This window comes from Pedobacter cryoconitis, assembly GCF_014200595.1.
GTDB lineage: Bacteria > Bacteroidota > Bacteroidia > Sphingobacteriales > Sphingobacteriaceae > Pedobacter > Pedobacter cryoconitis_C.
Genome location: NZ_JACHCG010000001.1, coordinates 1,047,882 through 1,072,625 on the forward strand (window position 1 = coordinate 1,047,882; position 24,744 = coordinate 1,072,625).

18 protein-coding genes are annotated in these 24,744 nt (G+C 40.3%); 8 read left to right on the forward strand and 10 right to left on the reverse strand.

All coding sequences use genetic code 11. The features are described 5' to 3' along the window. Positions 1-13 precede the first annotated feature (13 nt). A complete protein-coding gene (locus HDE70_RS04460; RefSeq protein WP_183888251.1) occupies positions 14-1,777 on the forward strand; it encodes an ABC transporter ATP-binding protein in 1,764 nt (587 codons plus the stop codon). Between the two features lie 4 nt (positions 1,778-1,781). Here HDE70_RS04460 and HDE70_RS04465 read toward each other — a convergent pair whose 3' ends face one another. Then, a complete protein-coding gene (locus tag HDE70_RS04465; RefSeq protein ID WP_183888253.1) occupies positions 1,782-3,731 on the reverse strand; it encodes a tetratricopeptide repeat protein in 1,950 nt (649 codons plus the stop codon). A 125-nt stretch (positions 3,732-3,856) separates the two neighbouring features. On the opposite strand from HDE70_RS04465, the gene HDE70_RS04470 reads away from it, so the two are divergent. Then, positions 3,857-4,243, forward strand: coding sequence for a hypothetical protein (locus tag HDE70_RS04470; protein ID WP_183888255.1), 387 nt, complete (start codon positions 3,857-3,859; stop codon positions 4,241-4,243). Positions 4,244-4,282: 39 nt separating this feature from the next. Here the strand turns inward: HDE70_RS04470 and HDE70_RS04475 are convergent, their stop codons facing one another. The 3 genes from HDE70_RS04475 to HDE70_RS04485 all read right to left on the reverse strand — a co-directional run bounded on the left by HDE70_RS04475 (position 4,283) and on the right by HDE70_RS04485 (position 7,753). Beyond that, a complete protein-coding gene (locus HDE70_RS04475; RefSeq protein WP_183888257.1) occupies positions 4,283-6,052 on the reverse strand; it encodes a cytochrome-c peroxidase in 1,770 nt (589 codons plus the stop codon). Continuing rightward, positions 6,036-7,352, reverse strand: a complete 1,317-nt coding sequence (locus tag HDE70_RS04480) for an alkaline phosphatase family protein (RefSeq protein ID WP_183888259.1) — start codon at positions 7,350-7,352, stop codon at positions 6,036-6,038. Before HDE70_RS04480 ends, HDE70_RS04475 begins: the two co-directional genes overlap by 17 nt. A gap of 68 nt (positions 7,353-7,420) precedes the next feature. Then, on the reverse strand, positions 7,421-7,753 hold the full coding sequence (locus tag HDE70_RS04485) for a hypothetical protein (protein ID WP_183888261.1): 333 nt from the start codon (positions 7,751-7,753) through the stop codon (positions 7,421-7,423). Positions 7,754-7,934: 181 nt separating this feature from the next. Here HDE70_RS04485 and HDE70_RS04490 point away from each other — a divergent pair, with 181 nt between their 5' ends. Then, entirely contained in the window at positions 7,935-8,735 is an 801-nt protein-coding gene (locus HDE70_RS04490; RefSeq protein WP_183888263.1) for a hypothetical protein, read from the forward strand. A gap of 52 nt (positions 8,736-8,787) precedes the next feature. Here the strand turns inward: HDE70_RS04490 and HDE70_RS04495 are convergent, their stop codons facing one another. The 3 genes from HDE70_RS04495 to HDE70_RS04505 are packed head-to-tail and all read right to left on the reverse strand — an operon-like array spanning position 8,788 to position 9,685. Further along, entirely contained in the window at positions 8,788-9,183 is a 396-nt protein-coding gene (locus HDE70_RS04495; protein WP_183888265.1) for a hypothetical protein, read from the reverse strand. Continuing rightward, entirely contained in the window at positions 9,180-9,419 is a 240-nt protein-coding gene (locus tag HDE70_RS04500; RefSeq protein WP_183888267.1) for a hypothetical protein, read from the reverse strand. Before HDE70_RS04500 ends, HDE70_RS04495 begins: the two co-directional genes overlap by 4 nt. A 50-nt stretch (positions 9,420-9,469) precedes the next feature. Further along, the gene (locus tag HDE70_RS04505) at positions 9,470-9,685 is read right to left on the reverse strand and encodes a hypothetical protein (RefSeq protein ID WP_183888269.1); all 216 of its coding nucleotides are present in this window, start codon (positions 9,683-9,685) and stop codon (positions 9,470-9,472) included. Between the two features lie 390 nt (positions 9,686-10,075). Between HDE70_RS04505 and HDE70_RS04510 the strand changes: the two genes are divergently transcribed. After that, complete coding sequence (locus HDE70_RS04510; protein ID WP_183888271.1) at positions 10,076-10,735, forward strand: flavodoxin family protein; 660 nt, start codon at positions 10,076-10,078, stop codon at positions 10,733-10,735. Between the two features lie 12 nt (positions 10,736-10,747). Here the strand turns inward: HDE70_RS04510 and HDE70_RS04515 are convergent, their stop codons facing one another. Beyond that, positions 10,748-10,933: a hypothetical protein gene (locus tag HDE70_RS04515; RefSeq protein WP_183888273.1), complete on the reverse strand. Its 186-nt coding sequence runs from the start codon at positions 10,931-10,933 to the stop codon at positions 10,748-10,750. 460 nt (positions 10,934-11,393) lie between these two features. Here HDE70_RS04515 and HDE70_RS04520 point away from each other — a divergent pair, with 460 nt between their 5' ends. Continuing rightward, a complete protein-coding gene (locus tag HDE70_RS04520; RefSeq protein ID WP_183888275.1) occupies positions 11,394-12,914 on the forward strand; it encodes a DEAD/DEAH box helicase in 1,521 nt (506 codons plus the stop codon). Positions 12,915-13,346: 432 nt separating this feature from the next. Next, a complete protein-coding gene (locus HDE70_RS04525) occupies positions 13,347-15,374 on the forward strand; it encodes a GxGYxYP domain-containing protein (RefSeq protein WP_183888277.1) in 2,028 nt (675 codons plus the stop codon). Between the two features lie 79 nt (positions 15,375-15,453). Here HDE70_RS04525 and HDE70_RS04530 read toward each other — a convergent pair whose 3' ends face one another. Both HDE70_RS04530 and HDE70_RS04535 read right to left on the reverse strand, forming a co-directional pair. Continuing rightward, complete coding sequence (locus HDE70_RS04530) at positions 15,454-16,281, reverse strand: response regulator (RefSeq protein ID WP_183888279.1); 828 nt, start codon at positions 16,279-16,281, stop codon at positions 15,454-15,456. Then, positions 16,266-19,436, reverse strand: a complete 3,171-nt coding sequence (locus HDE70_RS04535; protein ID WP_183888281.1) for a two-component regulator propeller domain-containing protein — start codon at positions 19,434-19,436, stop codon at positions 16,266-16,268. Before HDE70_RS04535 ends, HDE70_RS04530 begins: the two co-directional genes overlap by 16 nt. 218 nt (positions 19,437-19,654) lie before the next feature. Between HDE70_RS04535 and HDE70_RS04540 the strand changes: the two genes are divergently transcribed. Both HDE70_RS04540 and HDE70_RS04545 read left to right on the forward strand, forming a co-directional pair. Continuing rightward, on the forward strand, positions 19,655-22,834 hold the full coding sequence (locus tag HDE70_RS04540) for a SusC/RagA family TonB-linked outer membrane protein (RefSeq protein WP_183888283.1): 3,180 nt from the start codon (positions 19,655-19,657) through the stop codon (positions 22,832-22,834). A 4-nt stretch (positions 22,835-22,838) separates the two neighbouring features. Beyond that, entirely contained in the window at positions 22,839-24,740 is a 1,902-nt protein-coding gene (locus tag HDE70_RS04545; RefSeq protein ID WP_260159929.1) for a RagB/SusD family nutrient uptake outer membrane protein, read from the forward strand. The last annotated feature ends 4 nt before the right edge of the window (positions 24,741-24,744 follow it).

Consider the following 24,744-nt stretch of genomic DNA (forward strand, 5'->3'; position numbering starts at 1 on the left):
AAAAGCTTATTAAATGCAGAATTCTACATCCGTTAAAGATATTAAGGGTAATTCTCTTAAACCATTATTTCGTTTATTCCATTATGTAAAACCATATTGGCTGGAATTTAGCATTGGGCTGTTCCTGCTGATGATCGCCAGTGTATCCGGCCTGGCGCTGCCTAAGTTGCTTGGACAATTAATTGATGGTGGCAAACAGGGAATAGATTCAGGGGCAACGACCTACATTGGGTGGTTGTTATTGGGCATTCTGATTATCCAGGCTATATTCTCTTTTTTCAGAGTGGTACTGTTTGTAAATGTTACCGAAAAAACATTGGCTGCTTTACGCCAGACTGTATACAGCCACCTGGTGAAAATGCCGATGCGTGTTTTTCTTCACAAACGTGTAGGGGAGCTGAGCAGCAGGATTTCGGCAGACATTACGCTATTGCAGGAAATTTTTAACAATACGCTGGCAGAAATGGTCAGACAGCTGGTTATTATCGTTGGTGGTTTGATCTTATTGATGATTACTTCGTTTCAACTGACAGTTTTTATGTTGCTGTTATTACCTGCTATGGTCGTGCTGGCTGAGGTATTTGGCCGGTTCATCAACAAATACGCGATGGAGGTACAGGACAAAGTCGCAGCTTCTAATACCATTGTGGAAGAAACATTGCAGGGTATTTTTAGTGTAAAAGCCTTTGTAAGCGAGTTCTTCGAGATAAGCCGTTATCGCGGGCAAACGAATGAAATGGCCAGACTGGGGATGAAAGGCGGGAAGTACAGAGGTCTGTTTGATTCTTTTGTGATCGTCGGTATTTTTGGTACACTGGTCGCTGTGATCTGGCGGGGGGTGACTACGGGGGTGGCTTCAGGAGAACTTATTTCCTTTTTACTTTACTCTGTATATATTGCCAGCTCAATTACTGGTTTAGCAGAAGTTTATACTGCTTTACAGAAAAGTATTGGAGCTACTACCCATCTTTTTGATTTGCTGGAGGAACCGGTAGAACTACTTACAGACTTTAAAACCATAGCACCGGAAAATCAATTGCATGGGAAGATTAATTTCAGCAATATCCATTTTCATTACCCCACAAGAGAAGATATCAATGTATTACAGGGCGTATCTTTCGAAGCTTCTTCCAATCAGAAAGTGGCTATTGTAGGTTCAAGTGGTGCTGGTAAAAGTACAATTGTGTCTTTATTGCTGAGATTGTATGATCCGGTAAAAGGAGGGGTGTTTTTCGATGATAGAGACAGTGCAGCTATTCCTTTATCAGAGCTCAGGGCACAAATTGCTGTGGTTCCGCAAGATGTTTTTCTTTTTGGCGGTACGATTGCAGAAAATATCGGCTATGGTAGAAAAGGGGCTTCTAAAGATGAGATTATTGCAGCAGCAGAAATGGCCAATGCCTGGGAATTTATTCAGCGTTTCCCGCTTGGACTAGAAACAATAGTAGGAGAACGTGGGATACAGCTTTCTGGTGGGCAGCGTCAGCGGATTGCGATTGCACGTGCGGTATTGAAAGCTCCGCGTATTTTGATATTAGATGAAGCAACGTCTGCATTGGACTCAGAATCAGAGCGGTTGGTACAGGATGCTTTAGATAAACTGATGGAAGGACGTACTTCTATCGTGATTGCGCATCGCCTGGCTACGGTAAGACAAGCTGATAAAATTATAGTGCTTCATAAAGGGCAGATTGTAGAAGAGGGGACTCACCTTGAACTGGTTGGCGTTAGCGGAGGGTTATACAAGAACCTGAGTGAAATGCAGTTTACAAACTAAGCGGCTATTTCCTTTTTAAAGTGAAAAAGAATTCAGAACCTTCGCCAATTACACTTTCTACCCAGATGTTTCCTTCATTGGCATTAATAAATTCCTTACAGATAACTAGGCCGAGACTCGTTCCTTTTTCATTATTTGTACCCATTGTACTTACATTATTTACGCTAAATATGGATTCTAAACGTGAAGGCTCTATCCCGATTCCGCTATCTTTGAACTGGCAAATGACCTGGTTGTTCTGATAAGCCCGTACCGCTATATGGATAGTTCCCCCAACCGGGGTAAACTTTATTGCATTGGACAAAATGTTGCGGACCAGAAAATCCAGATGATCTGCGTCACAAAAAACACGCAGATCTGGTTCTATATCCTGTTCGATAGAGATTGATTTCTGGGCAGCCATTTCCTTCAGCAGCAAAACATTGCGCTTAATTTTCTTTTCCGGACTCACATCGCCCTGGTTGATCATGATACCTTTTAATTGCATTTGTCCCCAGCGCAAAATAAGATTCAGTGTTTCTAGTGTAGCATTACACTGTAATTCCAGTTTACTGAGCATGAGCGACTTTTCTTCGTCAGATAACCAGCCTCTGTTGATTAGTACGAGAAGGTTGAGAATTGAAGCCAGCGGAGCTTTCAGGTCGTGTCCAAGAATTGAAAATAGCTTGTCTTTTACATTGTTCGATTGTATAAGATCTGTATTGGCTTTATTCATGAGCCGGTTCAAGTTCCTGATCTTAAAAAAGTAAATACCCAGGATCAGCATTAAGGCTGTACCGCCTGATATAATCCCGAACATAATTTTTTGTTCGAGCAGCTGTTGATTATTTACAAACTTCAGCTGGGCAACTTTAGCCTGAGATTTGGTGAGTTCGTATTGTGCCTGTAAATTAGATATTTTAAGGGATATATCCTTGAAGTAAAAACTATCAGCGATGCTATATTGCCTGGTTTTTGCCTGATAGGCAGCTTTGTAATCTCCTGATTTTTCATAGAGGGCAGCAATATGTGATAAGGCTTCAAGAATTTGTTTATTGGCTTTTTTAGTTTGTCCTACGGCCAGTGCTTGCTGAAGGTAATTTAGCGCCATTGCCCGGTTGGAAGTTCCATAACTTTCTGCCAACGCGATCAGGCTCTGGAATTCCCGGATGCTATTACTGATCTTTCTGGATTTCAGTAAGGCTCCCTTTTGAAGCGCAATGGCTTTTGCTGTTGCTCCTGATTTTGCATATACCTGGGCCAGCCCGATGGTCAGGGAAATATTTAATCCCATCATCTCAGGATAATCACTTTGGCCGATGCCCTTTTCAAAGTAATAGATGGCCCTGGAAAGGTCACCGGTTTCTCTGTAGGCTGTTCCAAAGTTCAGGCAGGTGTTTAACTTCAGGCTTGAAAAGGGAAGTGTATTGCCGATTGCTTCAGCTCGCTTGTAATAAGAGATTGCACGTAAATAATCATGACGGAGAGCATATACTTCACCAAGAGTAATGTAGGATTCCATAATTCCACTCTTATCTTTGTTTTGCTCACTTATCTTTAATGCCTGAAGAAAATAAGGGATTGCGGTTACCGAACTGCCTTTCCTGTTTTCTACAACACCCAGCCGGATATTCTCCTTAATGATTCCTTTATAATTATTCAGGCGTTTGTAGATTTCAAGTGCTTCCAGATAACGTTGTCTGGAGGATACTGCATCCCCGGAATTATCATCGATCATGCCCATCTGGTTGAGCATCCTTGCCATACCTTCTTCGTCCTTAGTGCTTTTTGCAAGCTTCATTCCAAGGTTCACAAAAAACAATGCAGAATCAGGTTTATCATAGCGGTAATGAATGACTAGTTTTTCGTAGGCGCTGATATCTGGTACAGAGGGGAGCAGCTTTACAGGTTTTTGGACACCATAAAGTATCTGAGCATAACATAATAGAAAAACACAGAGGAGGAACTTACGCAAAATTGACATAGCAGGATTACCAGGAAAGGACAGGCGCCAAAGATAATAGTTTACGATAATAATGATACCAACTGCCTTTTGAAATTTTTGCCTTAAAGACTACTTTTGCGTAAACCTAAAAACATATGAAAAAAATCTTGTTAGCCTCACTTTTATCAATTGCCGGAATTTCAGGATATGCACAAACCTACCAACCTGTTACCAGTAAGAACAAAACCTATCTTGCGACAGTTAAAGGACTCAGCTATACCTATAAAGACGGAATTGTTACGTTAAAAAATAACGGCAATTATAATTTAGGTACGGTTAGTATTATTGCCTCTTCTAAAGCAGACAGTACTTTGTTCGGGATTGCTTTATTCGAAGATGGACTGGATAAAGGAAAAACAGTTAAAAGTGCTGTTTATTTTACTGCTGGTCTTGGAAAAGATTCACGTGAAATTCCTTTAAAAGAGATCGATCAGAAGAATTTGATACTATCTTTCGATAAAGCAACCAGGGCACAACACTAATTATAAAAAGGGCCTGTCAACTGACAGGCTCTGTGAAAATTAAATACTGTTCAGACTCTTTATAAAAGCGATAAGGTTAGTTTTCTCTTTTTGGTTCAGATGCAGCGGTGCTGAGTCCAGCGTCTGGTTTGGCACTTTGATGCCTGCACCTATGCCGCCACCTTTGTTATAAAAATCGATGACTTCTTCCATTGTACGGAATACGCCATTGTGCATGTAAGGTGCAGTCCGTGCACTATTGCGGACAGTTGTTGTTTTGAAAGCATGTTTGTTAAAATCCCCGGATTGAATAGTGTATAAACCCAGGTCCGGGTCTATGCGTTTGCCTCCTCTTTTTTGCGGTACCCCGAGTACTTCAGCTTCCATCTGCATATAGCGAGGTGGTTGCACACCGTTAAAAAGCGGTAAGTAATGACAGGTTCCACAACGTGCTTTGCCCATAAATAAGTTGAAACCAACTATTTCTGCATTTTTCAAAGCGTGTTTATTCCCTTGCATATAAGCGTCAAAGCGGCTGTTCAATGCAGTTAGATTACGTATATAACCTGCCAGTGCATTCATGACTTCAGACGTGTCAATTCTTATACGCCCCTGTTGCGGGTAAGTAAGGCTAAACAGCTTGCGATAGCTGCTGTCTGACCAGAGTTTATTGATGGCAATCTTCATATCACCGTGCATTTCCTCACGATTTTGTACTACAGCCATAACCTGGTCTTCAAGAGAAGGTGCCCGCATGTCATAAAACTGTGCAGGTTGTAAGGCCGCATTGATCAATGTTGGCGTATTACGCTGGATCATCTTTTTACCAGTTACATCCAGATTTTTCACGAGCCCATCGGTAAAAGCCAGTTTAGGGTTATGGCAGGAAGCACAGCTGCGTTTGCTATTACCTGAAAGTATAGGATCAAAGAACAGTTTTTTCCCTAAAACGATCTTCTCTGTGGTTACAGAATCCCCTGATTCAGCCGTGTAGGCATTGCGGTTAAAAGCGTTAGCATCAAAAAGAGTTGCTGCATCCTGATTGAGCAGGCGGTTATAGCGCACATCCGGCATTTTTATCCCGGCCTTTAAGCTTTTGAGCGATCGGGTCAGCGGGTTCGCATAACGGATAATAAAATCGGCACGATCAAAAAGATCAAAAGCCACCGGGTGTTGCAGATCAGTAATAGCCGGATTAAATCCGGTCACCTCACCATAGCGACCAGTAACTTCCTGTAAACTTTGTAATGCTGTGGCCGACTCGGTAAAACATCTTTTTGACAATGGGTCATCGAAATCATTGAGCCCAAGTGTTTCTATGCGAAAAACTTCCAGCTTTGCTGCGTCAAAAATCTGCCAGTTCTGCAAGTCTGCGTGTCGAAAATACTCCCGGAATTCTGTTGCATTGACTGCCAGCTGACTTAATAAATCTTCCAGTTCCTGTTTTTTATCCGGGGAAAAATGCGGAAAAATAATCTGCTCAATGACTTGTAACCCTTTGGGCTGGATAACCAGCCCGCTGAGTTCAGTTTCTGGTACAGGCGGGCCATTTACTTGCCTTGCGATAAGTGGCGCAAAATATTCTGTGGCCCACTCCAGCCGCTTATAGGCTAGCCGCACCTTACGGAAACGTTGTTGTAAAATCTGACTTTGGCTAATATCCAGTTTGGTCGTTTGCAGCAATTGAATTGCACCTGATAAACTATCTGTCTGGCAAATTAATTGTTGTTTAATCTGCTCTGTACGTGCATCCTCTTGCCGGAGCGAAAGAAGAGGCACGACTAACAGTACAGAAAGGCCCAGAGTAACAAGTTTAGAAATCGAACGCATGGCTCAAAGGATCAGCTTGTTTATCACGGTTATTCAATGGCTTCAGGTCCCATCTCTTTTCAATAAAAGAGAGGATACTTACAGTTTCATAACTCGTATGGTCTACATAACCTTTCTTTGCAAAAGGTGAAATGATCAAGGCTGGTATACGTGTTCCAGGTCCCCATTTATCAATTTGCGGAGGAGCTATATGATCCCAGAAACCACCATTTTCATCATAGGTCAAAATGATGACGGCATCTTTACCATTAGGGCCGTTCAACACTGCATTGATCAGTTCCACCGCATGGCTTTCTCCTCCGGTAATAGTCGATTCACCGGGATGCTCGTTCTCCAGTCCAATAGGTTTAATAAATGAAACCGCAGGTAATGTTCCTTTTTTCGCAGCATCCAAAAATTCAGTCTCATCTTTCAAATGTTCCTTCCGGCCTGGTGTCCCTTTGGCATAACGCGTAAAATAAGCAAAAGGCTGGTGATGAAAAGTGAAAGAAGGATCAGGTTTACCGGCAATAGCATTGTCCCAGCCGCCTGAGTACCATGCCCATGAAATGCCTTTGTCCGAGAGCCTGTCTCCAATATTAGGTCCGGTCTGTGTTGGTACAAGGAAAGCTGGATTTCCACCGGCCGGGTATAGGTTGATCGAATTAATTGTGTTCACAGCATAGCCGTCTGGTGTTACTGTACCATCTTTAATCAGTTTGCCGTTAGCATCTACTTGTGCTGTGATACTGGCAGGCGAATTAGGAAACAGGGGTGAGGCGGCAGCGATCAGCCATTGGTGGTTCAGAAAGGAGCCTCCGAAAACGCTATGAAAGAAATGATCACATAGCGTATATTTTTTTGCAAGATCATATAAAGGCAGGTCTTTTGTGCGATAATAACCCATGGCGAAGCCTTTGGTGAAATTATAATGTGCATACTTATTCATTTTACCTCCGTTGATCTGCAATTGTTCCTGGTAAAAGCGGTGTGTCACATCCGGGCTCACCTGATCAGCAGCTATATACTGGTCAATGTTAAAATAAGTATTGGGCAGGTTTGTCGGGAAAGCGCTGCCGCGTGGAATCGGAGGTAAGGTGTGATAAGGTTGATCTGCCTGGTTTAGCTGAATAATATTTTCCTGTCTGGCCTGCGCCAGACCATCTGCACCGGGAAATTGCCCGTACAAATTATCAAAGCTGTGGTTTTCCATGTAAATGACCACAACGTGTTTCACCTTATTTATTTGCGCAAAAGCCGGTGCAGTTGCCAGACTGAAAACAGTCAGTAAAAGAAATGGGGTTTTGAGAATTTTTCTCATAAAATATCGGACGAATATAAATGTAATTCATGATTGACTTGGTTATTGAAGGCTTTCTTTCCGATACTTTATGGTGCGCCTGGCTGGAAACAGTGATGTGATATCAGCTGGTACCATGGCGTATGATATATGGCCGGAACTTGTGTAATAGGATGAAGTATGCCGTCAAATGAGCTGGTAACTATCTTTTCAGTAAGCATCCTGATCACAGCTACGTCTGCCAGCTGGTCGTGGTTGTCGTCTTTTTTCTTAATCTGACGTAGTAACAGGCTCGAAGTGTGTGCTGGGTTTGCTTTGTAATTGTCGATGGAAGTGGCCTGATAGATCAGAAAGGGCCGTAGCAGAAACAGAAACACCCCGAGGGTGAAAATGAAAATGCCGATTCTGTTTTTGCGATCCATTCGTGAATGGAGGTGAAAGTACAATTTATTGTAGTCTTTTCCTAGCGGGACAGAATTCAGACTGCTAAATTGTTACAGGTACAATTCCTAATATAACTAATTCATTTACGGTTTTCCGGATTTATAATTCATGTGCTATGTATAATTTTGCGTTAACTAAATAATTAAACCGATCTATATTATGGCTTTATTGGACTACAACAGTGAAAGTGAATTCCCATTTTCGAAAAACGAAGTTTTTGATGCACTTTGTTTTGCTATTCCATCTATTTCTGGACTTAAAGTTGCAAGTGCAGACAGAATGATTGGACGTATCCTTGTCAGAGGCGGGGTTAGCCTGGCTTCCTGGGGCGAGAACATTCCTATTCAGTTAATTGAAATAAGTGAGAAAAAAACGCGGATTCAAATAACTTCTACTCCTAAAACCGGTATCATGATGGGAGGGGCATTTGATATGGGGAAAAACAGGAAGAACATTGAAAATATATTGAATGCTACTTCATTTGTGCTATCAAATAGACATCATAGTAGTTCCAATCTGATCCATAAAGATCATCAGTTTATTGCACCAAAAAAAAAGCTGACATTTGGTAAAGTTCTATTATATGGTTTTTTGGGTTTTATTGGAATAGGTGTATTATCCGCAATGTTTGGTAAAGATGAAGTTATATCTGCTGAAAAAACAGCAACCGAACAAGCGCGGACATCCATAGATACTACTCCTGTAGAAGACAACGTTAAAGCAGACCCCGCAGAAGAAGTGATTCTTGCAAAGTTAAAAGCAAAAGCAAGACAAAATTGGCCTGATGATTACAGTACACAGGAATATTGGGTAAACGAGGAATTAGAAGATTATAAGTACATGAAAGAAATACCTGCCGGATCAATAAAATCTAAAGCTCAGCAGGATTGGCCTTTAGATTTCTCCACTCAAAAATATTGGTATAATCAACAGATAGAAGCACAGGAGAGAATGAAATAATAGAATAGAAAATAAGCAGTAAAGGGTGGGTGAAAAGTAATTTAATGTGACATCAGGGTACTTTCGTATATAAGTCATTGAGCTGTTTTTCAAGCTCCGCCCTCTTTTCGTTTAGCCCATCAAGTGTACGAGAGTTTTCTTTAGCGTTGTGCAGCGCTTTATCAGCGGCAGAATCCGCTTTGAGATTGATTCCAGATCGGGCTAACCTCAGGTTATCGTTTACTTCGGCTATTTGAGCGTTGATGTCATCCAGTTCGCTGTTTAGCTTTTTTAAATAATCCTCTTTTTGCTTTTGCAACCCGTCAGCGCGTTCTTTTTGTTCGTCGCCCCTGATGTTAGCGTTCTCGGTTTGCTTGTATTGAATCATATTCCAGATCAGAGATGCCAGCAGTCCGCAGATTGCGATAATCACAGCAGGACTTTTCCATTCAGACTTACTTTTAGTCATAGGATTCCTTTGTGATTTAATACTTCGATTTCTTTTTTAAGCTGCTCGATTCTATTGTCTAATAAGCTGGTTTCCTGTTTTTTATATTTAACTTGTCTATTGTTTTTATTGATTTGCTCATCGAGTCTACTGATAACTGATCTGCATGCCCTGGTTCCAATATCAAAGCGGTTCATCTGCCCTCTTACCCTGCGCATGGTTTCCTGACTGCTATCAAATTGAGCATAAGTAATCATGAGGATACGCGATCCGAGCCACGCGTTTTTCGCAGAATCCGTTTTTTGTGCTACATAATCCTGAAGTATTTTGATGGCTTTTCGCGCAAGCTGGAAAGTGAATCCACCGTTTTGGTATTTTTCAAGATCTGATCATTATCCAGGTCTACCAGGCGCATAATACTGTCTCTTTCATTGCTTTTCACTTTAATCTGCGCATCCGGCTTGCATGCATTGAAATAGCTGAGCACCAGTAATAGTCCGATTGTGATTTTGAGAGTTCGCATGGTATTATATTTAGATGCTATTAAAAATTACTGAATTTTTATGCTCTAATTTCAATAAAGAATAATTTAATTACAATAAAGGAATTGTAATGCCTTTATTGTAATTAAATTCTTGAATTTGTGATATATTGTTTTGTTTAAGATTCAGATTGAGCCAGAAAACAGAAGAATATTCTGATGTGTTATTTGCATTTCCACTGGTGAAAATAATACCTGCTTTTTTACCGGCAAAGCGATCAGCCTGACTGTTAAGGAAGTTACTGGTTAGTACTGGTGTATGGTGAATAAATGGTCATATGTAAAATAATTAACGATCTGTACTATGCTGTTTTTTTATAAACAATGTTTTAGTAAAGCTGTTAATCCGGAATACATCTCTAGCTACAAAATATGAAAGCATTAATTATTAACTGTACACTAAAACCATCGCCTGAATTCTCCAACACAGAAGGACTTATCAAAAAAGCAGCAGTTCAGCTCAAAGAAAAAGGTGCAGAAACAGAAATTATACGGATTGTTGATTATAACATTAAACCAGGAAATGTGACCGACGCAGGGGAAGGAGACGAATGGCAATTGATACTTGAAAAGATCAGAGCTTGTGATATTTTTATTATTGCATCACCCGTATGGATGGGGCATCTGGCTTCCACAGCACAACGTATCATTGAGCGTCTGGATGCTATATTTCACGAAGATGGGTTTACTGACGAGAAGACCGGACAATATTTTACTTATAATAAGGTTGGCGGATGTCTGATCACTGGTAACGAAGATGGGGCACATTCCTGTGCTGCTCAGTTACTTTGGTCGATGCAGGAGCTTGGGTTTACCATTCCGCCTAATGTAAATGCTTATTGGGTTGGTTTAGCCGGAGGTGACAAAAATTATGTAGAAGCGGGGGGAGAAAGATATTTTTACACCAATTATACTCTGCGTTATATGATTGGTAATCTTACTTTTTTTGCGAAACTTTTAAAAGCAAATCCTATAGATACTAATCTTAAAGAACTGGAAGAAATAGCTAAAGAAGAAAGCGACCCTGAATAAACGGGGTTGCCTTCAATTTATTCCCTTTATCTTCTTCATTAAAATGAATGGCAAAAGTTCAAGGCCGATACCTATTCCGAAAATCATACCTGTTAAAGAGTCAGGTAATGCAATTGTTTTCATAGCAATCATTGAAGCTGAAATTAAAAAGAGCCCGATTGGTATTAAAATAAATAGTTTTCCGAATTTCTGTTTCATTTTTTTGAATTTAAAATACTAATGAATCACGCGGCAGCCTGGTGTTAGAACTATCAATCCAAGCTTAAACTAAATTAAGAATTAGTACAGAGACATTCAAGAAATATCTTAACAAAATTTTTATCAATAAATCTAAATGATTTGCTGTCTGTTTGCCACCATAACAAGCTCCGCCACATTTTTCACCTCAAATTTCTGAATAAGATTCTTACGGTGAGTATTTGTTCCTGTTGATTTCAATACTTTAATTAGCCATTTAAATTTGTAAAAATATTAAGTGTTTTTTTAACTATATCATAATCAGTGAATTGATTTGTCTTGTAAGATTCCTTTTTAAAATTATTGAACAATGTTCAAACTGCGTTGTTAATGCCAGCACTATACATTTTCCAGTTTCTCTATGGAGCGGCAGGAGATCGTATTCAATAAAAAGAATAAGGCGGAAATAGAAATTGTCAACATGGAAAAATATGTAATTAAGCACAGTAGGAAACTGTATCATTATCAGGAAAATGATATTGCTGTTTTGTTTGAAAAACTGGAACAAAACAGACAACATGGCCGGCTATTGTATCAATTACCTACCGGAGGTGGCAAGACTGTAATTTTTTCAGAAATAGCCCGCCGGTTTATTTTAAAATATCAAAAAAAAGTAATCGTTCTGACGCATCGCAGAGAATTGTGCAGGCAAACTTCAGCGGCTTTAAAAATAGCTGGTATCCCTAATAAAGTGTTAAACAGTGCAGTTAAAAAGATAAGCAGGAAAGATGGTTATCAATGTTATGTCGCTATGGTTGAAACATTAAAAAATCGGGTCAATGATGGCTTGATTGATATAGACAATGTTGGGTTAGTTATCGTTGATGAAGCTCATCATAATTCCTTTCATAAATTGCTGGGCAAGTTTAAGAATGCTTCTATAATTGGGGTAACTGCAACTCCCTTCAGCTCGGATATTAATTTACCTATGAATAAAAGTTATGATGAATTGATATTGGGTGCACCTATTGAATCTCTTATTGAGCAGGGATTTTTGGCTGCACCAAAGACTTTTAGATATGATGTAGAATTGAATACCTTAAAAACGGGGTTGAATGGAGATTTTACAATTAAGACTTCTGACGAGTTATATACTTCGCCAGCGATGATTGAGCTATTACTACACGCTTATCAGGCACATGCCAAAGGGAAAAAAACATTAATCTTTAACAATGGAATCTTTACTTCCAGAAAGGTTTTGGAGGTGTTTTCGGATCACGGTTATCCGATCAGGCACCTGGATAATATGACCAGCAATGAAGAGCGGGAAGAAATCCTGTTGTGGCTAAAAAAAACAAAGGGGGCCATTTTGACATCTGTTTCTATTTTAACTACTGGATTCGATGAGCCTTCCATACAGGCTGTAATCCTGAACAGGGCAACCACTTCTCTTACACTATACCACCAAATGATAGGGAGAGGTTCCAGAAGCCTCCCAAAGAAAAAGACTTTTACAATTATTGATTTAGGAAACAATGCCGATCGCTTTGGCCAATGGAATGCCCCGGTAGATTGGAAACATGTTTTTGAAAATCCTGAAATTTATCATGAAAGTTTGACGGCAAAAACCAGTTACCAGGCGCATCAGATGCCCTCAGATATGCGCTCTAAATTTCCCAATAGCTTTGAGATTTCTTTCGATGTTCAGTCAGCACATCAAAAGGCGCTGGCCAATGGACTAAAACCAAAAATAGTGATCCGCGATTCTATTCGGCAACATGCATTAATGTGCGTTGATAATAGTGATTGTATTCCGGATGCGCTGCAACTCTGTATGGAACTAGATAAAGAAATTGATTGGAGGATCAGGCAATATGCGAAATGCCTGGGCAAAGTAACTAAAAACTATACGGAATGGCTGCATGAAGATTACCAATATAAATTAAAAACACTTATAGAAAAATTGATGCGCCGAAGAGAACTAATGAAACTGGCGGTTTAAATTCATTTTTTGTATTTTCTACACTACAAATTGCATGCAGCAGATTAACAGACTTAGCGGCATTGTTTGCAGTGATATTCCGTTTTTCAGCTATGTGTTTGAATCCTGTTCTAAGGAATGGCTTAACGCCCTTAAAAAGGAGTCAATACTTTCATTTTGCCATTCTGCGCCTGCTGTGGAACAGTTCTGGCTTTTTTTATGGGGCCTTATTGTAATGTACGGGCACATACTTTATTCTTCCATTGATAAATTACCATGTTCCCGATTCTTCCTTTAATAACTGCTAATGGAGTGTCTTCCTATGTCCTGATTTTCGTTAATGAAAACACCATTTTCAAATCCTTCTTTCTTTTATCTTTTGGATTAATTAAATAAAAACTATAACTTCCTGTATAAAACCAAATATTAAACCTTTATAAATTGCTCTTACCTATGACTAAATCGTTTAATTTAATTAAAACTGTGATAGCATTACTGCTCTTGCCCCAGTTTTATACCATGCCATTAATGGCTCAAATCACCTGGCCTGCTAGTCAGCTTCTTCCATCTTTTGCTGCGCCAGCACAAACTCAGGATTTAATTACGCTTCGGGAAACTTCTTCTCGCTGGGACGCCGAAAGCTCAGCAATCAGTCACAAAACCGGAAGGCCGGAAACGGATGGCTGGCTTTGTCAAACCGGAATTGACCTGCCAAATCTTCATATGGTTTACGGGCCCTATGATAAAACTATACCAGCAGGCCCGAACGTAGCTGAATTTCGGATGAAGATCGATAACAATACCGTCAATAACGATCCGGTAGTAGATCTTGAAGTTGTCAATGCCACAACCGGGCAGATCCTGACCACGAAGACCGTTACCCGTCAGCAGTTTGCTATAGCCGCAGACTATACCAGCTTTCGGTTGCCCTTTACGATGCCAGCAGATAACCAATCCATTGAATTACGCATATTCTGGCGGGGAGCCAGTTATATCAAGGTGGACTGGGTTAGTGTAGATCAAAACAGTTCCACCGCAGAAATGTACCTGTTTGCCTCTTTAAAAGGCATCATTAACAAAACAAAGCCACGTATTTTCTCTTACGAAGGTGATGCGTTTGCTGAAGGGCCATATACCTGGCTACAATCTTTAGGCCTGGGCTGGTCTGAACCCGCAGACAAATGGGATCTGATTACTAAATACCGCAGTGAGATATCCGGTTTAATCGTTTATGACCCTGCACAAATACATACCGTTAACCTGGCAACAATGCTGGCAAAAAGCAAAAAAGCCCTGATTGTTTCTCCATTACTGTTATCCCGCTTAACTTCCGCGCCATATAATTTGCCCATTTTGGTTGATATGCGCGGGCAGTTCAGCAGTAAGTTGCAGGTCTACCAAACTTTATATAATACCTATTGGCCAACCATCGATCACCGGTTATTAATCGGATTAAATCCTGAAGCACATAAAGCTGCCTTAAGAGAATATGCGACAGCACTGGGTGCAGCAGTAGTCTGGCTCGATCCGGATATTGCTGGTGAAAGTGAGTTGTTAAACAGCTTTTTATCTTCCATGCCCGCAGGTTCAAATTTCATGGGATGGTGGCCTGAAGAAGCCGCAGGTGTAGAAAGAGCCTCAAAATATGGGTTAACAACCATTGCAAGTGATTGGTGTACTAACCTCACTGTACATAGTGGTACATCCAGAACAGTGAATATTAAGCCAATACCTCCCAAACCCGCATTACAAAACAAGATTTATGTGGCTTTCATTTTAAGTGATGGCGATAATTTACAATATGTCGAACATTTGATGCGTAAGCTTTGGTCTAACCCTGATCGCGGTTCAGTTCCTATAGGATGGACGTTATCACCTGCCATGCTGGATGCTATGCCCGGTGCACTCAATTATTTCTGGCAAACCGCTACCGATAATGATAACCTGATTTCCGGCCCTTCGGGTTATGGCTATACCTATCCAAACAGCTGGACTAATCAAAGTTTACTGGAACAATTTGTTGCTAAAACCGAAGATTATAATAAACGTGCTGGTTTGCGGGTAATTACGATCTGGAATACGATTACTGGTGGAATCAGCCAGAATGTTGGACAAACCTTTGCCAGCCATGCGCCAACTTTGCTTGGCTTAACCGGCCAGAATACAGGAGGTGGATTAACCATTTACAATAACAGCCTTCCAGGAATGGCACTTTCCTGTAACTACTGTAGCGATGAACAGAATATGAAAGATCATATTGCTTCTGCTTCCGCAGGATGGGATCATAATTCACCACGCTTTGTGATTATACAAGCGCAGCCCTGGAATAATGCAAGGCCAACAAGTTTTAAGAATGTGGCCAGTTCCCTGAATGCAGACTATGTGGTAGTGCGTCCGGATCATATCTTTCAGCTGATCCGTGAATCCAAAGGTCTTCCAACCAGTCTGCCGGCGAAATCCCATTTATCTAATAAACTATAAAATGAGTTAGTACAGAAATCTGATCAGGCAGCAGTATCCATGCGAAAAGAATGACCCTTTTTGCATGGATTTTAACTGTTTAAACCTTCTTTTTTTGATTCGCATGCATACTGGTTGCATAATCGGTAGGAGACATTCCAAACTGTTTGGCGAAAATCCGACCAAAATGAGTTTGAGAACTATATCCCACCATCTCTGCAATCTCGTAGATTTTAAGGACACCTTCATTCAATAATTCCGCTGCTTTTTTCAACCGTGCCAGGTTAATCAGTTCATTTGGAGAAAGATTGGAAATCGATTTTATTTTCCGGTATAATGTCGGCCTGCTCATATTCATGTGATCAGTCAGCAGGTCTACATCTAATTGCGGGTTACTGATGGCCTGATCTATAATCACCTGTATTTTTTTTAAAAACTGTTCATCTGCCTTAGAATAAGCAAGGCTCTTGATATGGAGCAACGGTGAACTTGAAAAATAAGCTTTGATTTTATTGCGGTTAGCAATCAAACTAGACGCCTGTACCTGTAAAAATTCCGGAGAAAATGGCTTCTCAATATAAACATCTGCACCAAGTTCCAAACCCTCAATCTTAGACTGTAAACTGTTTTTAGCTGTTAACAGGATAACCGGAATATGGCTGAATGCTATCCCTGATTTAATCCTTCTGCAAAATTCAAAACCGTCCATTTTAGGCATCATTACATCACTGATTACCAAGTGTACAATTTCTTTCTCCAGGATTTCAAGTCCTTCAATACCGTTCGACGCGATCAGGACTTTGAACTTTTCGCCCAGGTCATCTGCTATGAATTCAAGAATTTCTTCATGATCATCCACCACAAGAATCACCGGTTTCTCCTGGTTGTCATCTGCTGTATTGGTTACAAAGTTTAAATCTTTTTCCATTTTCCTTTTAAGTTGAACTCTATCATTTGATGAATGGGGAATGTGGCCACCAGTATATTATAATCAGTACTCGTTTCTTCCAATTTAAGGGATCCCTTATGCAATTCGGCCAGTGATTTTGCAATAGACAGGCCGATGCCGGTTCCCTGTTTAATTTCGGCCTCTTTTGTCCTGAAAAATGGTTCAAAAATCTGATTCGCGAGTTCCGGTTTGATTTTATTTCCATCATTCAGCACCCGTACAATAAACTGATCCTGCTGTTCATTTGCGGTGAGCGTCACCCTTACTATATGCTTCCCATATTTAATAGCGTTATCTACCAAATTACTCATTATTTTATAGAAGGCTTCCAGATCTATATAAGCATATACCGGCTCTGCGGGTAAAAAGGTCTCGTAAACAATCTCTTTCTGTTCGGCAGCAAGCATAAACTGTAAATTCACATCATGAAGGATCTCAGAGATGTTTGCTTTAACAAAATTTAAAGAAAACCCATTAATCTCTGTTTTTCTGAAGTCCAGCAGCTGATTAGTCAAATTCAGTAAACGATCCGTATTGCGCTCCATAATTTTCAGGTTCTTCTCCAATGCAGGAACTTCTCCCGCAGACTTGATCATTTTCTCCATTGGCCCTTTAATCAAGGTAAGCGGTGTTCGTATTTCGTGCGCCACATTAGTGAAAAACTCAATCTTTGCCTGATAGATCTCCTTTTCCTTTTTATGTTCAAATATTTCCATACGCCGGTTGTTTTTACGCTGGATGGTTTGATGGTATTGCCTGATCAGCAAAGCGGTTAAACCAATAAACAGCAGTGTATAAATTAGCCAGGCAAGTGGACTTTTCCAATAGGGCGGAAGTACAACAATAAACAGCTTAATGTTGTTTTTACTCCATACGTTACTGCCCTGGATCATCGCTTTAGCTTCAAAAATATATTCTCCCGGAGCAAGTTTTGTAAAGTATATTTTGCGGTTCGTCTTAAGATATTGCCAGTTGTTATACAACCCGCTTATTTTATAAGCATACTCAGTTTTTTCAGGAGAAAAATAGCTTAATGCAGCAAAATCAATGTTAAAAGAAGACTGATTGTTATTCAGTGTAATGTGATGAGTATATAAAACAGATTGTTGCAGTACGGAGTCTTCTTTTTTTGGCTGAGCTTCAGTATTGTCAATCTTAAAGCCTGTTAAAAATAAAGGTGCAGTTTTAGCATTGGTATTCAGCTGATCCGGAAAAAAACTAATCAATCCTTTTACACTTCCAAAATACATCCTGCCATCAGTATCCTTATAAGCAGAACTATAGTTGAACTGATCGGTCAGCAGACCATCTGTTTTTGTATAAACTTTAACAGTCTTTTTAAGCGGATCAAAACTAACCAGCCCACGGGTACTGCTGATCCATAATTTATGCTGATCATCCTCCAGGATATTAAAAAGGAAGTTGGCCGGCATCCCGTTCTTTACCGTATAAGATTTAAAACGGCCTGTTTTTTTATGGAGGACAGATAAACCACCACCATCAGTAGTAATCCACAGGTTCTTTTTACTATCCTGAAAAATACAATTTACAGTATTATCAGGCAGACTGCCAGTGTCTTTAGGGTCATTTCTGTAATTCTTATAAAGACTGTTACCTAATTTGAAGTTGAAAAGTCCGTCATTGAAAGTTCCTGCCCAGATTGTTCCTTCTGCATCTTCTTTAAGTGTATTAAAAAACAGAAAAGGTAAACCCGGTACAGGATCAAAATCATCCTTTTTGCTATTGTAAGTATAAATGCCTGCTGTAGTGGCAATCAGAAGATCGCCAGCTCTGGTTTTACATAAACTTAAGATGAAATCTGATCGAAGTAGACTTCCCTTACGCATATGATAATGTTTGGTAATTAAACCGGTATTGATATTCATTACATCCAGCCCGTGTTCAAAAGTACCGATCCAAAGCTTATCGCCATCTGCAAGCAGCCCATGGATATTATAATGAGCGATAGTCTGTTTACTGCCATCAGGGAAATAAGAGCTGAATTTGCCGCTTCCGGGAGTTAACTTATTCAATCCTGCATCCTCGGTTCCGATCCATAAATTGCCGTTCTTGTCTTTACAGATTTCCCTGATATCATTTCCGCTAATCGAGTTTTCCTGCTGTGTAGGAAAGTATTTGGTGAAAATGGAAGATTGGGCCGCATAATAATTCATTCCGCCAAAATAAGTTCCGGCCCACATGCCACCCTCTGTATCCCGGCAAAGGGAATAAATTGCATTGTCAGATAGGGAGTAGGGGTTGCTGTTTCGCTTTTGCAAGTGAACCAGTTTTTTGCTTTGGTGGTTGTAAATATAAAGTCCGGATTCTGTGCCAATCCAATACTCCTGGTCGTTCAGTTTTTTTATGGCCCGGACAAAAATATGGGTCTTGTCCTTGTTCATCACAATCAGATCTTTCAAAACATTGGTTTTAAGATCGAATAACTTGATTCCCTGGTTTGTCGTTCCAATAATTAGCTGCTGATCATTTGTTTCTTCGATTGAAGAGATCCATCCGATAGCTTTATTTTTCTTTTTACCCGTTAAAGAAAGGATTTCAAAAGTCCGCGATGTTTTGTCGTATCTGGCGAGAGAACCCCTGGGGCTGCTCACCAGAATTTCCCCATTTGGACGGCAATAGATATAAGTTGGGTTAAATGACTGACCTAGTTGTACCGTAGAAAACTTTTTCTGAAGGATATTGTAAATATATACTTTGTCCGAAGAAAGCATCCATAAATTACCTTCATGATCGAGCGTGAGCACACTGACACTCCTGTTTTTCGTCTCTTTGACCAGCGTAAAAAATTCGTTAACCGCGTTGTAGTGGTATAAGCCCTGAGCTGTTCCTACCCATAAACTGGCTGGTTTGTCACTAAGTAAAGAATAGACCTTATCACTGCCCAGACTTTTTTCATTTGCAGGATCATGGCGATAAGTTTTGAAAGAATAACCATCAAACCTGTTCAGGCCATCTTTTGTCCCCATCCACATAAAACCACTACGATCCTGAGTACTACAAAACACACTATTATTAGATAGGGCATTCTCTACCTGGTAATGTTTAAAGTAATAAGGCTGTGCCTGCAATAGCCTGGCAGACAACAATAAAAAAAATAAGGTTAGAATTCTCAATTTGGTCTGATCGTTATTCCAAATATATTAATAATTATAAAGCTGAACCGATTTATAGCTAAACCTTTTCTAGCCGTATCAATAAAAAAATAGAGACAAAATGAAGAATTATTGATACAAACGTGTGCAACAACCAAAAGCTAAAAAACTAATATTTGATTGTGCCCGGATAAAATCACCTGACAATCCTGGTACACCTAACCAAATATAAATTCTTTATGGAAAAAACTCTACATGCTTATTGCAGAAGTGTGCGCTTAAAGCAATGTTTGCTTAAAGCTTTTAGCTTTTGTGTTTTCCTTCTTTTCTCCCTGACCAGTACCGCACAAACGAGCAACGTGAGCGGGACAGTCACGGACGAGAAAGGACAGACATTGATCGGTGTCACAGTGAAAATTAAAAACACGAAAATCGGCGGAATGTCTGATTCGAACGGGAAATTTAAACTGACTGTTCCGGATAAAAATGCTGTTTTGGTATTTGCTTACATCGGATACACGACGCAGGAAGTCCGTTTGAACGGACAAACTGAGCTCACCGTTAAACTGAAAGACTACGACAATGATCTTCAGGAAATTGTAGTGACAGGATACGGTTCGCAAAAAAGAGAATCGATTACCGGTGCAATTTCTTCTGTAACCAGCAAGGATATCGAGCGGGTACACGGAGGATCTACAGTGAGTACAGCATTGGCAGGAAAGATCCCCGGCGTTACCTTCCGGATGACAGACGGCCGGCCGGGAGCAAGTGCCAGTATACAAATCCGTAATATGGGACGTCCATTATATGTTATTGACGGGATCCAGCAGGACGAGGGGCAGTTTAACAACATTGCACCGAACGACATTGAAAGTATTTCAGTACTGAAAGATGCCTCTGCTGCTATTTATGGGGTGCGCGCAGCGAATGGAGTAGTTGTCGTGACCACTAAAAAAGGAACAACTGGTGAAAGCCGGATCAACGTCGATGCTTACCTGGGTGTGCAGAACTGGTCAAGGTTCCCTGATGTGGTACGTAACTCTTATGACTATATGCGTTATAAAGCAGATGCAGAAATAAATAAGAATGGGAGTACTAGCATTACACCGGCAGAACTGGAGAAATACAAACTCGGAACTGATCCTGCCTATAGAAGTTTTGACTGGCGGGATTACATCCTTAAAAGTAATAACAATGCCCCTCAGAATTCGATTAATGTGAACTTTACCGGGGGAACGGATAAAATGAGTTATTATGTTTCCGCAACAAATCTGTATCAGAATTCTGTATTGGGAAAAGAGTACGAATTTAAACGGACTAACATTCAATCTAACATTACGGCAACTGTAGCTAATGGCCTTAAAGTAGGGGTAAATATTAATGGGAGGATTGAAACCCGTGAAAATCCTGGTGTTCCTGGTACAGATGACTACTTGCTGGCACGTTTGGCAGTACTGCGAAATACTCCTTTGGAACGTCCTTACGCCAATGATAATCCAGATTATCTGAATGATATCGGGCATACAGAAACCAACTATGCCTTTTTAAATAAAAAACTTTCAGGGATATATCGTAATGACTGGCGTGTTTTACAAACCAACTTCAATGCTGAATACCAGATTCCGGGTGTAAAAGGGTTGGTTGCTAAAGCTGTATATTCTTATTATCTGGCAGATTATGTGCTCAACAATCATGAATATACTTATAACACCTACACCTACCGTCCTGCTACTGGTACTTACGACGTTACTGGTGGTAGTAATAATCCATACCGTGAACGTGAACAGAAAAAGGAATTTGCGACCACTTTTCAGAGTCAGTTAAATTATAACAATACTTTTGGTAAACATACCGTGGGTGCTACATTGGTTGCGGAAAGAATTAACCTGAGGCATCAGCGGAATTATATACACTCTTCACCAATTTCCAATAACCTGCCTTTAATCTACTTTCCAACTGCCGACAGGTATGATGATGTTGATGATAGCGAAGCACGTATCGGTTATATTGCCAGGTTAAATTATAGTTACAACAGTAAGTATTACCTGGAAGCTTCTGCAAGAAGGGATGCCTCTTATTTATTTGCACCAGATAAACGCGTAGGTTATTTTCCCGGTGTTTCTGCGGGATGGAGAATTACAGAGGAAGGATTCATGAAAAATATCCTGGGAGATAAAAATATCCTGGGTGATCTGAAATTCCGGGCTTCTTACGGTATACTCGGAGATGACAGGAATCCAAATGATCCTAATCAGCCTATTGTATCTCCATATGCTTATCTCCCAGGTTATAACTACAACCAGGGAACAGTGATTCTGGACGGAAACCCGGTGATTGTTTCCAGAGATAAAGGCATTCCTTTAAACCGGATATCATGGCTGAAAAGCAGGACTTTTGATGTAGGAGCAGACTTTAGTATGTTCAACAATAAGCTGACTGGTACGATAGATTATTTCTACAGAAAACGTACTGGATTACTGGGAGGAAGAAATGATATCATTGTTCCTGTTGAACTGGGCTATAGACTGCCGGATGAAAATGTAAACAGTGACGCACAATATGGTCAGGAGATCTCTTTAAATTATAGCAGTAAAATTGGACAGGTTAACTTTAACATCGGGGGTAATTTCTCTTATACACGATCTAAAAACCTGCAATCTTATAACCCGTTATTCTTTAATTCCTGGGATCAGTACCGCAACTCGTCCGAAAACAGGTATACCAATATAGATTGGGGTTATGTTGCTATTGGTCAATTTACTTCTCAGGAACAAATCAATAATTACCCGGTAAATATTGATGGTAAAGGAAACAGAACTCTTTTACCTGGTGATTTGATTTATCAGGATCAGAATGGCGACGGTAAAATTGACGGTTACGACAATCGGCCAATTGGCTTCGGTTATGGCAAGCAACCTAACATTAATTTCGGTCTAAGCTTTGGCGCAAGTTATAAATCTTTTGATTTTCATGCTGATTTTTCCGGAGGAGCAGGTTATACCTGGTTCCAGAATTATGAAACCAGGTGGGCTTTTCAGAACAATGGTAACCTGAATACGATTTTTGAAGACAGGTGGCACAGAGCTGATCCATTTGATTTAAACAGTGAATGGATTCCGGGTAAATATCCTGCAAACCGGTATAATGATGGCGGACATAGCAACAACTATAACTCTACCTTCTGGCTGCACAGTGTCAAATATTTACGGGCAAGAACGATAGAGTTTGGTTATTCTTTACCAGCTGCAATGCTGGCCAAAATAAAGATTAAACGGGCAAGATTTTATATAAATGGTTACAACCTGTTTTCTATTGATAATATGAGCCAATATAACGTTGACCCTGAAGTTGCAGACGATAATGGTCTTCAGTTTCCTCAGAGTAAAGTGGTTAACGTAGGTCTTAATTTAACTTTTTAATAACATGATGAAGAAGATATATACAGTATTCACCTTTACTGCCCTTTTATTTATGGGGGCTTGTAAAAAAGACAGTGCATTTTTAGATGTACCTCCTAAACAGATTATTCCCGAAGAAGTTGCGTTCTCGGATCCGGCTTTAGCGCTTTCTGTTTTAGGAGATTTGTATAACCGGCAGCTGGATTTTTCAAGTTTGGACGGGGATGGCTGGCGGTCATTCGTTGATTTTAGTGAAGCTTTTCCTTCCGAAAATGGAAGTTATAATATTGTTCAGCGCACAGGCTGGGGGTATGGAGAATGGGGGATCTGGGATTATGGATATATCCGTGACATGAATCTTTTTATAAAGCGGGCCACTGCGGCAACCAAGCTTACCGAAGCAGATAAAGCCAGGTTCATTGCAGAAGCACGTTTTCTCAGAGCTAATTTTTATTTTGAAATGGCAAAACGTATGGGGGGAATACCTTTGATTACAGAGCCAATGCAATATGATTATTCTGGTAATGTAACTAATTTACAGGTTCCAAGGTCAAAAGAATCAGAGGTTTATGATTTCGTTATCAGTGAAGCTGAAGCGATAAAAAATATATTACCAAAAGATGTGAACCAGAAATCAAGAGCATCTAAAGGGGCAGCACTGGCGATGGAAGCGCGTGCTGCCTTATATGCCGGATCTATTGCTAAATATGGTTTTAAAACTCCACAGGTTACTTTGCCGGGTGCAGAAGTGGGAATACCTGCTGGTTTGGCTGGCGGTTATTATCAAAAAGCCCTTGCAGCTGCACAAGAGATCATCAATGGGCAGGCTGGTGGTTATCAGCTGTACAAAGTTTTACCTGATCTTTCGGAGAATTTTGCGGCAGTTTTTCTGGATAAAAGCAGTGTTAATCAGGAATCAATTTTTATTGAAGATTTTAAGGTGAACTCTGCGAAGGTTCATGGTTTTACAACTAATAATCAGCCCTTTTCTATTTCTGATGAAGGCTTGGATGCCGGGCGTCTGAATCCTTCTTTAAACCTGGTACAAGCTTTTGAAAAACTGGACAATACTTATGCACCTATCGCTACAAAGGATGGACAAGGTAATCCTGTATATTACACCAATCAGCTCGATGCTTTTGCAGGTAGAGATGCCCGGTTAGCAGGAACAATTTTATTGCCTAATGGAGCTTTCAAAGGCAAGAATGTTGATGTCTGGGCTGGTTACCAGTTAGCTGATGGTAGTATTTTAACAAGTGACGATGCCAGTCATCTGGCTAAATTACCAGGAACTGACGTTGCTGTTCAGGTAGTGGGGAAAGACGGTCCGGTTAACGGACAGGAATTCAGGTCACAAACAGGATTTTATATCCGTAAATATTTAGATCCGCAGGTAGGTTCCGGAAGAAGGGGAAGACAGAGTGATGTCGCTTTTATCCGTTACCGTTATGCAGAAGTTTTATTGAATGCTGCCGAAGCTGCTTTTGAGCTGGGGATGGGTGGTATTGCCGATGGGTACATCAACCAGGTTCGCGCCAGAGCCGGCTTAACCAGAGCTATACAAGGGGTTACATTTGATCAGATTGTTCATGAGCGCCGGGTAGAACTGGTCTTTGAAGGACATACTTTATATGATATGAAAAGATGGCGTTTAGCGCATATCGTTTGGGATGGAAGTAAAATGTCGGTGAGTCAGTTGGTGAGTGATATTGGATTGTCTACTAAGAAAAATACTCAGCCTTATGGACTTTGGCCGTATAAGTACTACAATCCTGGAAATCCAAATCATGGCAAATGGCTCTTTAAAGAGGTACTGCCTACAGCAGTTACTGGAGCAAACATGTTCCAGATGGGGAATTATTATTCGACTATTGGAGATGATGTTTTATCTGCGAATCCAAAAATTGTTAAACAACCAAACCAGTAAGCCT